This window comes from Aeromonas enterica, assembly GCF_054052465.1.
In genome coordinates this window covers 1-11618 of sequence record NZ_JBSTYL010000017.1, presented here as the reverse complement: position 1 = coordinate 11618, position 11618 = coordinate 1, and the positions used below count along the sequence as shown (strand labels likewise).

The 11618-nt window shown below is 61.7% G+C and carries 10 protein-coding genes; 7 read left to right on the top strand and 3 right to left on the bottom strand.

The genetic code is table 11. The features are described from left to right. Positions 1-113: 113 nt before the first annotated feature. Positions 114-1013 (top strand): DMT family transporter, encoded by a 900-nt coding sequence (locus ACW5XD_RS16230; protein ID WP_456495743.1) that lies wholly within the window; start codon positions 114-116, stop codon positions 1011-1013. Positions 1014-1149: 136 nt separating this feature from the next. Here ACW5XD_RS16230 and rsuA read toward each other — a convergent pair whose 3' ends face one another. Further along, a complete protein-coding gene (gene rsuA / locus ACW5XD_RS16225; RefSeq protein ID WP_456495742.1) occupies positions 1150-1842 on the bottom strand; it encodes a 16S rRNA pseudouridine(516) synthase RsuA in 693 nt (230 codons plus the stop codon). A gap of 173 nt (positions 1843-2015) precedes the next feature. Between rsuA and ACW5XD_RS16220 the strand changes: the two genes are divergently transcribed. Next, entirely contained in the window at positions 2016-3212 is a 1197-nt protein-coding gene (locus tag ACW5XD_RS16220; protein ID WP_456495741.1) for an HD-GYP domain-containing protein, read from the top strand. Here the strand turns inward: ACW5XD_RS16220 and ACW5XD_RS16215 are convergent. Then, positions 3209-3397, bottom strand: a complete 189-nt coding sequence (locus tag ACW5XD_RS16215; RefSeq protein WP_456495740.1) for a hypothetical protein — start codon at positions 3395-3397, stop codon at positions 3209-3211. The two genes, ACW5XD_RS16220 and ACW5XD_RS16215, sit on opposite strands and share 4 nt — an antisense overlap. Before the next feature lie 109 nt (positions 3398-3506). Next, positions 3507-4157, bottom strand: a complete 651-nt coding sequence (fsa, locus tag ACW5XD_RS16210; protein WP_456495739.1) for a fructose-6-phosphate aldolase — start codon at positions 4155-4157, stop codon at positions 3507-3509. 127 nt (positions 4158-4284) lie between these two features. Between fsa and ACW5XD_RS16205 the strand changes: the two genes are divergently transcribed. From ACW5XD_RS16205 to ACW5XD_RS16185, 5 genes are all read left to right on the top strand, one after another. Next, positions 4285-5181, top strand: a complete 897-nt coding sequence (locus ACW5XD_RS16205; protein ID WP_456495738.1) for a glycyl-radical enzyme activating protein — start codon at positions 4285-4287, stop codon at positions 5179-5181. A gap of 4 nt (positions 5182-5185) precedes the next feature. After that, complete coding sequence (locus ACW5XD_RS16200) at positions 5186-7618, top strand: formate C-acetyltransferase/glycerol dehydratase family glycyl radical enzyme (RefSeq protein WP_456495737.1); 2433 nt, start codon at positions 5186-5188, stop codon at positions 7616-7618. Positions 7619-7712: 94 nt separating this feature from the next. Beyond that, the gene (locus ACW5XD_RS16195; protein WP_456495736.1) at positions 7713-8459 is read left to right on the top strand and encodes a DeoR family transcriptional regulator; all 747 of its coding nucleotides are present in this window, start codon (positions 7713-7715) and stop codon (positions 8457-8459) included. A gap of 142 nt (positions 8460-8601) precedes the next feature. Beyond that, a complete protein-coding gene (locus ACW5XD_RS16190) occupies positions 8602-9495 on the top strand; it encodes an EamA family transporter (RefSeq protein WP_456495735.1) in 894 nt (297 codons plus the stop codon). Between the two features lie 120 nt (positions 9496-9615). Then, on the top strand, positions 9616-11466 hold the full coding sequence (locus tag ACW5XD_RS16185; protein ID WP_456495734.1) for an extracellular solute-binding protein: 1851 nt from the start codon (positions 9616-9618) through the stop codon (positions 11464-11466). The last annotated feature ends 152 nt before the right edge of the window (positions 11467-11618 follow it).

Here is an 11618-nt window from a genome sequence, read left to right as displayed (position 1 = left end):
GAGATGGAGTCTTTCGGGCTATTTTTTTCTGTAGTTTTTTATGAAGTGCGAATGGCTGTCGCCGGTAACGGCCTGATGCGTCTTTCGATTTAGCTACATTTTCAGGAGTTGTTATGGGGTATGAGTGGCTGGCGCTGGCTGCGGCCAGTTTGTGGGCAGTGGCGGCCCTGATTTCCGTCAAACCGGCCCGTCACCTGGGAGCGTTTGCCTACAGTCGCTGGCGCATGTTTCTGGTCAGCCTAATGCTGGGCTCCGTCAGCCTCGCCACCGGCGGCTGGCAATCTCTCACCGAGAGCGCCCTGCCCCTGCTGGCATTGTCGGGCCTTATCGGCATCTTCGTCGGCGATACCGCCCTGTTTGCCTGCATGAACCGGCTGGGCCCCAGGCGCAGCGGCCTGCTGTTCTCCTGCCATGCCCTCTTCTCCGCCCTGCTCGGCCTCTGGTTGTTTGGCGAGCAGCTCGGTGGCTGGCGACTGGTGGGGGCCTTGCTGGTGTTTGCCGGCGTCATGCTCGCCATTTTATTCGGCCGGCGTGGCGGCAATGAGCACAACGAGTGGGAACAGGTGCGCGGGCATCTCGCCATCGGCATAGGTCTGGGTCTGACGGCCGCCTTCTGCCAGAGCCTGGGCGCCATCATCGCCAAGCCCGTGATGATGAGCGGCAGCGTGGATGCGGTGAGCGCCTCCGGCATCCGCATGGGCAGCGCCCTGTTGGCCCACTGCACCTTGCGGGCGCTGCGGGTGCCGCTGTCACTGCCGCACAACCCCATCAACCGTCAGGTACTGGGGATGATTGGCATCAACGGCTTCCTGGCGATGGCCATGGGGATGACGCTCATTCTGGTCGCCTTGCGTCAGGGGGACGTCGGCATGGTGGCGATCCTCTCCTCCACCACCCCTGTCATTCTGCTGCCCCTGCTGTGGTGGCACTCGGGTCAGCGCCCTTCGCTGGCGGCCTGGGCTGGCGCCCTGCTGGCCACTCTGGGTACGGCCATGGTGCTGGGAGCCGGGTAAGATGGCCCGACATCAACGCAGGGTTTGAACTATCGTCCGCATACGCTTCATTAATCCAACCTGCGACCAAATTTCGCCCGCAGGTTCGATCAACTCCATGGCGACGTAACCGGATCTTGATTGCCGGGTCGGGTGACTAGAACTGGGCGATTTCCTCGGCCGTCAGCTCGCGGTATTCGCCCGGTGCCAACGCCTCATCCAGCGCCAGTGCACCGATCTGCTCCCGATGCAGCCCCACCACCTTGTTGCCAATGGAAGCAAACATCCGCTTCACCTGATGATATTTGCCTTCATGGATGGTGAGGCGGGCCTCGCACTCCCCCAGAATTTCCAGCTGGGCGGGACGGGTCTTCTCGGATTCGTTGCGCAGGAAGACTCCATCGGCAAACAAGGAGATGGCATCCTGATGCACGGGGTCGGCCAGCCAGACATGATAGGTCTTGGCACACTCATGGCGTGGCGAGGTGATGCGGTGGGACCATTTGCCATCGTCGGTGACCAGCACCAGACCCGTGGTGTCGAGATCCAGTCGGCCAACCACGTGCAGCTTGCCCATGGCGGGCTCGTCCATCAGAAAGAAGACGGTCGGGTGATCCGGGTCTTCGTTGGAGCAGACGTACCCTTCCGGTTTGTGCAGCATGAAGTAGCGATTGCGCTGATCCAGCGTCAGCGTGACGCCATCGAATTCGACCTGGCTCTGCTCGTTGATGTGAAAAGCGGGTTGTTTGACCACTATGCCGTCCACCGTGACCTCTCCCTGCCGGATCAGCTTGCCCGCCAGGGACCGGGTCAAATCGGAACAATCGCAAAGAAATTTATCGAGCCGCATGCACAACCTCAGAGTCCATCAATAAAGGGGCGCCATTATATAGGGCAAGGCCCACAACTCCAGCACTAAGCGGTGGCGATGCAGACCATGTCGTCATGACGAAGCCAGGCGCGGGTGTTAGACTGCCTGCAGAGGGTCTAACGTTCCGCATAATAATAACGTCAGGAAGCCGTATGAAGTCGCACACTCCTCACCCCGTCATTCCCGTCAACCAGCTGCAAACCGGCATGTATGTGATCGCCATCATCAGCCAGACAGGCGGCATGGAGATCGCCCAGATGGGGCTGGTGACCACCCGCCAGCAGATTGATGATCTGGTCCGGCGCGGTGTGCTCACAGTGCGCGTGGATCTCGCCCGCAGCAAGCTGCCCGGCATAGAACAGATCATCTCCCCCGACCCGGCCGCCTTGTCTGCGTCATCACAGCGCCCGGCAGGCAGTGCGAGCGGTGAGGGCCGTGAACTCAAGATCCGCCGCCTTTATCAGGAAGCCCGCGAGCTGCAGGGCAAATTCATCCGTCATCTCAAGGCGGGTGAGCCCATCGACATCACGCCGTTGGCGGCAGTGGCCGAAGAGATGGTGGACACCATGTTCACCCACGGCGATGCCATGCTCTGCCTGGCACGCATTCGTGCCAAGGATGCCTACCTGATGGAGCACTCCATGAACGTGGCCATCCTGCTGGCCAACTTCGGCCGCTATCTGGACCTGGATCGCAGCGTGCTCAAGGAGCTGACGCTGGGGGGCTTGCTGCACGATGTGGGCAAGATCATGACCCCGGACGAGGTGCTCAACAAACCGGGCAAGCTGACCGATGAAGAGTTCACCGTGATGCGACAGCATGTGGTGCACAGTTACGACATCCTCAGCCATACCCCCGGTATCACGGCCACCATGCTGGAAGTCGCCGCCAATCACCACGAGCGACTCGATGGCACGGGTTATCCCCGCCACCTCAAAGGAGATCAACTCTCCCTCCATACCCGCATGAGCGGCATTGTCGATGTCTACGACGCCGTGACGGCGGATCGGGTCTACAAGCAGGGGATGCAGCCGACTCAGGCGTTCCGGATCCTGCTCAAGGGGGCCGACCACCATTTCGATCGGGTGCTGGTGACCAAGTTCATCAAGTGCATGGGAGTCTATCCGGTGGGTACCCTGGTGCAGCTCTCCAACCAGCGGCTGGCCATCGTCATGCAGCGCAATCCCCATGAACCGCTCAAACCGGTGGTGAAGGTGATCTATCACGCCACCCAGCGCCACTACCTCGAGGTGCAGTGGCTGGATCTGGCAAAGTCGGGGGTACAGGAGAGCATAGAAAGCACAGTCGATCCCAAGGAGTTCGGCATCAGCCTCGCCAACTTCGTCTAATTGCTCCCACCCTCCCGGGACCGCTCGACACAATGCTGGATGAGAAATTCCTCATCCAGCGGCGACAGATCAAAGCGGATGCAGGCCTCTTCGATGGCCCGGATGTCGTGTTGATGGTGCTCGCCGAGCCAGCGCACTGCGCGACGCAGATCTTCACCATGGGGCAACAGGGTATGGTCGCTCATGAGGCACCTCCGATAAGCCATCGACATCAGCCCGTCACACCGGGTTGTCTCTTATAGCTTAGTCCGCCCGCCACCCCTCCTCTACACCCCCTCAATCCGGCCGCTGACCTCAGGCAAAGGCCCGTTGCCAATCCTGATCAAACTTCGCCAATGCCGCATCCACCGCGGGTACGTTCAGCAACTGCTCGGCCACGTCGAGTGGCAGTGTGATGGATTGGCAACCGGCCAGCAGGCAGTCGAGGGCCTGACGGGGAGTACGGAATGACGCCGCCAGCACCTTGCTTTTTGGTGCATGCAGCGCCAGCAGCTGTTGCAGCTCTTGCACTGTGGCGATGCCATCGCCGCCCTGAGCATCCAGCCGGTTGACGTAAGGCGCGACATATTCCGCCCCCGCTACCGCCGCCAGCCAGCCTTGCAACGGGGTATAGACCGCCGTGCCCAGAGTCGGCACACCGTTGGCGGTCAGGCTCTTGATCGCCGCCAACCCCTCTGCGCATACCGGGATCTTGATCACCAGATCGGGGTCCAGCTCACGCAGGGCGAACGCCTCACGCACCATCTCGGTTTCGGTTTTGGCCATCACCTGGGCAAACAAGCGAGCCTTGGGCCCCAGCACGTCGCGCAGGGCGGGCAGCAGCTCGCTCAGCGGCAATCCCCCGGCGGCAGTAATGGAAGGATTGGTGGTGACACCGGCCAACGGCAGGATCCGTGACCAGCGACGCACTGCCGCCACATCGGCGGTATCGAGATACAGCTCCATCTCTAACTCCTTAACGGGATGTTCAATATGTCGCCATTCTAGCGATAAAACATCTGCAAATTGCTTGATCGAAATCAAATCAACTTTCGAATGAAAGCAAATAGAATGAAAAATAAAAGGAGGCGGTATGATTTTCGACCTGCAACGATATTCAACCCACGATGGCCCCGGCATTCGCACCCTGGTATTTCTCAAGGGGTGTTCGCTGGCCTGTCTGTGGTGTCAAAACCCGGAGAGCCGCTCTCCCAAGCCGGACATACTACTCGACCGGCGCCAATGCATCGAGGGATGCCAGCTCTGCAGCCAGGCCTGTCCGGCAATCTTGCGTGACAGCGAGGGCATCCAGCTCACCCGTTCAGCCCTCAGTATTCAGGATATGGAGCGGCTGCGCGGTCTCTGCCCCAGCGAAGCGCTACAGGTGTGCGGCCGGGATGAAACGCTGGACACCCTGATGGACACCATACTGCGGGATCGCCCCTTCTTCGAGCGCAGCGGCGGTGGCGTCACCCTCTCCGGTGGCGAGCCTTTTATGCAGCCCGACTTTGCCGCTGCCCTGCTGGCCCGTTGCAAGGCACAAGGGCTGCACACCGCGGTCGAGAGCTGCCTGCATGTGCCCTGGCACCAGATTGAGCCAAGCCTCCCCTCGCTGGATCTGGTGCTGGCGGATCTCAAACACGTGGATAAAGAACGCTTCTTCCACTGGACCCGCGGCAAGGTGGAATTGCCCATCGTGAACCTCAAACGCCTCGCCGAGCGCGGTGTGCCGATGCAGATCCGGGTACCGCTCATTCCCGGCTTCAATGCCGACCGCACATCAATCGAAGCCATCACCGACACCGCCGCCAGCCTCGGCACGGTGCAGGAGATCCACTTCCTCCCCTACCACACGCTGGGGATGGGCAAATATGCCCTGCTGGATCTGCCCTATCAGGCACCGGAGACACCGCTCGACGACCCCGATTTACTCCGCTTCGCCCACGCATACGCCCAACGTCAGGGGCTGACCCCTGTGACCAGAGGATAAGATCATGACCCAGCTCGACCTCCATACCCTCAGCCCGCGGATCCGCGCCCACAAGGAGAGCCTGATCCACATCGTTCAGCCACCGGTCTGCACCGAGCGTGCCCACCACTACACGCAAGCCTATCAGGCTCATCTCGCCCGCCCGCTGCCGGTGCGCCGCGCCCTGGCGCTGGCTCATCACCTCAAGGAACGCACCATCTGGATCAAGCACGACGAACTTATCGTCGGCAATCAGGCCAGTCAGGTACGGGCGGCGCCGCTCTTTCCCGAATACACGGTGAGCTGGATCGAGAAGGAGATCGACGAGCTGGCAGACAGACCCGGTGCCGGCTTTGCGGTCAGCGAAACCGACAAGGCGATCATCCATGCCCTCACCCCCTTCTGGCGCGGCCAGACGGTGCAGGATCGCTGCTTCGGCCTCTTTACCGACGAGCAGAAAGCGCTGCTGGAGAGCGGCATCATCAAGGCCGAGGGCAACATGACCTCGGGGGATGCCCACCTCGCGGTCAACTACGAGGAGCTGCTCACGCTGGGGCTCGATGGCTTCAAGGCCAAGGTGGCCGAGCGGCGCAGTCGGCTGGATCTGGCGGATTGGGCCGATCTGCAGCGCGAGCAGTTCCTGCACGCCGTCGCCATCACCCTGGAGGCGGTCAGCGATCACATCGGGCGCTACGCCACCCTGGCCGGCGAGATGGCCCAGCAGGAATCACGACAAGATCGTCAAGCCGAGCTGCAGATCATGGCGCTGAACTGCGCCCACATCGCCCACCAGCCTCCCGAGACCTTCTGGCAGGCGCTGCAGCTTTGCTACTTTATCCAGCTCATCCTGCAGATCGAATCCAACGGCCACTCGGTGTCGTTCGGCCGGATGGATCAATACCTCTACCCCTGGTATCGCCGCGAAGTTGAGCTGTCGGAATCCCTGTCACGCCCCCGCGCCATCGAACTGCTGCAAGGATGCTGGCTCAAGTTGCTGGAGGTGAACAAGATCCGCTCCGGCACCCACTCCAAGGCCTCCGCCGGCAGTCCGCTCTATCAAAACGTCACCATCGGTGGCCAGAACTGGCGGGATGGCGCTGCCCATGACGCGGTCAACGGCCTCTCCTATGCGATTCTGGAGTCCTGCGGCCAGCTGCGATCCACCCAACCCAACCTCTCGGTGCGCTACCACGCAGGGATGAGCGAGGATTTCCTCGACGCCTGCATTCAGGTGATCCGCTGCGGCTTCGGCATGCCCGCCTTCAACAACGACGAGGTGGTGATCCCCGAGTTCATCAAGCTCGGGGTGAGCGTGGAGGATGCCCACCACTATGCCGCCATCGGCTGCATCGAGACCGCCGTGCCCGGCAAGTGGGGCTACCGCTGCACCGGCATGAGCTTTATCAACTTCGCCCGTATCCTGCTGGCCTCCCTCGATGGCGGCCGCGATGCCACCACCGGCAAAGTATTCCTGCCCCAGCCCCAGTCGCTGCGAGACGGGAGCTTTGGCAACTTTGACGAGGTGATGGCCCGCTGGGATGAGCAGGTACGCTACTTCACCCGCAAATCCATCGAGATCGACTGCGTGGTCGACAGCGTGCTGGAAGCGCAGGCCCACGACATCCTCTGCAGCACGCTGGTAGATGACTGTATCGAACGCGGCAAGACCGTCAAGGAGGGGGGCGCCGTCTATGACTGGGTCTCCGGTCTGCAGGTGGGGATCGCCAACCTCGGCAACAGTCTGGCGGCCCTGAAGAAACTGGTGTTCGAACAGGGTGTGGTGGATCAGGCCGAACTGGCTGCCGCGCTGGAGCAAGACTTTGCCGGGCTGGCGGGGGAGCAGTTGCGCCAGCGCCTCACCAACGCCGCCCCCAAATATGGCAACGATCTGGACGAGGTAGACCTGCTGCTGGTACAGGCCTACCAGAGCTACATCGACGAGCTAAAAGGATTGCACAACACCCGCTTCGGCCGCGGCCCCATTGGCGGCACCTACTATGCGGGCACCTCCTCCATCTCGGCCAACGTGCCGTTTGGTGCGGCCACCCTGGCCACCCCGGATGGCCGCCACGCCCGCACCCCGCTGGCGGAAGGGGCCAGCCCCGCCTCGGGCTCGGATCGCCTCGGCCCCACGGCGGTATTCAACTCCATCGGCAAACTGCCCACGGCGGCGATCCTCGGCGGCGTGCTGCTCAACCAGAAGCTCAGTCCGGCCAGCCTTGAAAATGATCGGGACAAGGCCAAGCTGATGAGCCTGCTGCGCACCTTCTTCGAGGTGCACAAGGGGTGGCACGTGCAGTACAACATCGTCTCGCGCGAAACCCTGCTGGCAGCCAAGGCCCATCCGGATCAGTACCGGGATCTGGTGGTGCGGGTGGCCGGTTACTCCGCCTTCTTCACCGCCTTATCCCCGGATGCACAAGATGATATCATCGCCCGCACCGAGCATAGTCTCTGACGGGGCCCTTTCGATGGCACTGTGCCGTCCTATGATTGGCAAGCCACCCCACGGGTGGCTTGCCGCTATCCACCATCTTGCATGCGAGCACACCATGAATCCACGCCACCAACTGATCCTCACCCTGGTCCATCAGGCCCGCAAGATGAGCGTGGCAGAGCTGTCCCGGCACACAGGGGTGTCAGAGGTGACGGTGCGCAACGACCTCACCGCGCTGGAGAAACAGGGACTGCTCAGACGGGTGCACGGCTCGGCCATGGCACTGGAGACCGATGACCCGGATGCCCGAATGAACATCAACTACCTGCTCAAGGAGCGCCTCGCCGAACGGGCCGCCCAGCTGGTGGAAGATGGCGAGACGGTCTTTATCGAAGGGGGCAGCGCCAACGCCATGTTGGCTCGCCACCTTGCCCTGCACAAACGGGTCACCATCATCACCATCAGCAGCTATATCGCCCATCTGCTCAAAGACACCCCGGCTCAGGTGGTGCTGCTCGGCGGGCTGTTCCAGCATCAGAGCGAGAGCGTGGTGGGGCCGCTGACCAGGCTGTGCATCGAACAGGTGCACTTCTCCAAGGCCTTCATCGGGGTCGACGGTTTTCACCCCGAAGTGGGCTTCACCAGCCGCGACATGATGCGGGCCGACGTGGTCAACAGCGTGCTGGCCAAGAGGATGACCAATGTGGTCATCACCGACAGCAGCAAATTTGGCGCCATCCACCCCAGCCAGCTGGGTGCGCCGGGCCAGATCAGCCTGCTGGTCACCGACGATGCGCTGCCCGCCCCCATGCGCGCCGCCATCGTGGCCCGCGGCATCACCCTGCATTGCGTCACCGCCTGAACCTGTCATTGCGGCTCGCCGCCTGGACCCGCGCCCCCGCCTGGCGGCTTGACGCCAGCCACCCTCTCAGGGGTATGCTCGTCCACTTGCCGATCCGCCCGCGCAACGCGGATCGCCATTTCGCTGATGACAAGGACTGAGTATGCAAACCAAGGACAAGTGTCTGGCCGCCCTGGTCATCCTCTGCTGGGGACTCAACTTCGTGGCGATCAAGTGGGGGTTGGAGGGGATACCACCGCTGCTGCTGGGGGCGCTGCGTTTCGTCGGGGTCGTCTTCCCTGCTATTTTGCTGGTCCCCAGACCCGCCATGCCCTGGCGTTGGCTGCTGGCCTATGGCGGCGCCATCAGTCTGGGGCAGTTTGCCTTCCTGTTTTGCGCCATGAAGTTCGGTATGCCGGCGGGCATGGCCTCGCTGGTGCTGCAATCCCAAGTGGTGTTCACCCTGCTGTTCGCCATGCTCTGGCTGGGGGAGCGCTGGCAGCCCCACCACTGGGTAGCGTTGCCGCTGGCGGGCGCCGGTCTCTATCTCATCGCCACCCATGGCGAGGGCAACCTGACCCTGCTCGGGTTCGTCTTGACGCTGTGCGCGGCCGCCTGCTGGGGCCTTGGCAACGTCATCAATCGCCAGATTGGTCTGCGCTATCAAACCTCCCTGCCCAGCCTCATCGCCTGGGGCGGCCTGGTGCCCATACTGCCCTTCTTCGCGCTCTCCTGGCTGTTCGAAGGGCCGGAGCTGATTGCCGCCAGCCTGCTCAATTTCAGCTGGCAGGGGCTGCTGTGCGTGCTCTACCTTTCGCTGGTCGCCACCTGGCTCGGTTACGGCCTGTGGGGCCGGCTGCTGATGCGCTATCCGGTGGCGCAGGTGGCGCCACTCTCCCTGCTGGTGCCCTGTGTCGGCATGGTAGCGGCCGCCCTGCTGCTCGATGAACACCCCACCCCCTTGCAGTGGCTGGGATCTGGTCTGGTGTTGCTCGGCTTCGTGGTACATCTGCTGGGTGGCCGGCTGCGCTGGTTCACGCAAGAGACGGCGCCTTGATGGTCATCCGGTTATTTGCCGCACACCATTGACCCGGCTGGTGAAAATTTCCATCATGAGCCAGTCCCCATCGGGACTCGCATCACCAGAGCGTGACCTGCATCAGGAGAGAGCAAGGATATGCCATCGACAGCCTCAGCCGGGGTCAACCCCGTCCCACCCCTTATTCGTACTGCCGCCATCACCTTGACCCTGTGCTGGTGCCAGCTTGGCTGGAGCGCCACTCTGCCGGCTGATCTCAAGTGGGAGAGCAACAACACGGATCCTGTCTACGCCGATCCGGCCGCCAGACGGGGCGGCACCTTCCACGGCTTTATCCAGAGCTTTCCACTAACCCTGCGCAAATTCGGCCCCGACTCCAATGGCGGGTTTGCCGGTTATGTCAGGGAGACCAATCTGCCGCTGTTGAGCACCCATCCGGTCACCGGCAACCCCATTCCCATGCTGGCAAATGAGTGGGCCTTCGGTGCCGACAACAAGACCCTCTACTTTCGCATCAACCCCAAGGTACGCTGGTCGGATGGCCAGCCCGTCACCGCCGATGATTGGGTGTTTACCCTCAAGATGATGCGCAGCAAGGAGATAAACGATCCCTGGTACAACAACTACTACAGCACCCAGATCACAGGGGTGACCCGCTTCGATGACCGTACCCTCGCCATCACCAGCGGCAGCGAGAAAAGCCGGCAAGATCTGCTGGAGTCCTTGCCGTTCAGCCCGGAGCCGAGCCACGCCATCACGCTCACCGGCAACTGGGTCAAGGAGTACAACTGGAAGATATTGCCAGTCACTGGCCCCTATCAACTCGGCGAGGTGAAGAAGGGCAAGTCGGTCAGCCTAGTGCGGATCAAGGATTGGTGGGGGAATGATGAGCGATACTTCCAGCACCGCTTCAATCCGGACAGGATAGAAATCAAAGTGCTGCGGGATCAAAACATCGCCTGGCAGCATTTCTTGCGCGGCGAGCTGGATACCTTCCCGCTGGTCATGCCCAACTGGTGGCACGACAAGACCAAAACTGCCGAGTTCGAGAAGGGTTATATCGAGCGGCGCTGGTTCTACAACCAGACTCCCCAATCCCCCATGGGACTCTATCTCAACACCGCCGACCCGCTGCTGCGCGACCTCAACGTGCGGCTCGGCATCCAGCACGCTCTCAACCTCGACAAGATGCTCACCACCCTGCTGCGGGGGGACTACCAGCGCCTCAACAGCTACGGCTCCGGCCAGGGGGATTTCACCAACACCGAGCTCAAGGCCCGCCCGTTTGATCCCCAGCTTGCGCGCAACTACTTCGCCAAGGCCGGTTTCACCAAACCCGGCCCCGACGGCACCCTGCAAAACGATCAGGGGCAGCCGCTGACCCTGAGCATCACCTACACCACGGCGGAACATGCCCAGCGCCTCACCCTGCTGCGAGAAGAGGCCAAGAAGGCGGGGCTCAATCTGGAACTCAACCTGATGGATGCCTCGGCCGGCTTCAAATCCATGCTGGAGAAGAAGCACCAGAGCGCCTGGATGGCATGGTCGGGTAGTCGCTATCCAGCCTATTGGGAGTTCTTCCACAAGGTCAATGCCAACAAGCCCCAGACCAACAACATCATGAACATAGATGACGAGGCCATCACGGCACTGGTGGATCAGTACGACAAAGAGTTCGATTTTGCCAAAAAGGCGACCCTGTCACGGCAGATCCAGCAGCGGCTCTACGAGCTGGCCAGCTTCGTGCCAGCCTATCAGGTGCCCTATACCCGGGAAGGGGCCTGGCGCTGGATAAAACTGCCCAAGGTGCCGGCAACCCCCAAGAGCGAGCTGCTCTACTGGCCCCTTGATGGCGGAAATAGTGGCTATAGCTATGGCGGCCTGTTCTGGATTGACGAACAGGTGAAAATTGAAACAAAAGCAGCCATCGAGAACGGCAAGACCTTCCCCGCCGTCACCCTGACCGACACCCGCTACCAGCAGCACTAAGGCTGCCAGCCCAACCATGGGTCCCTGCCCAACAAGGACCAGGTCCATCAGAGCCGAAAACAAAAGGCTCTGTCCCAATTACGTGTTGAAAGGCTAATCTTGAAGTAGGCCATCTCCTTGAGGTCTACCATCATGGATACCCCTGCCTTTCA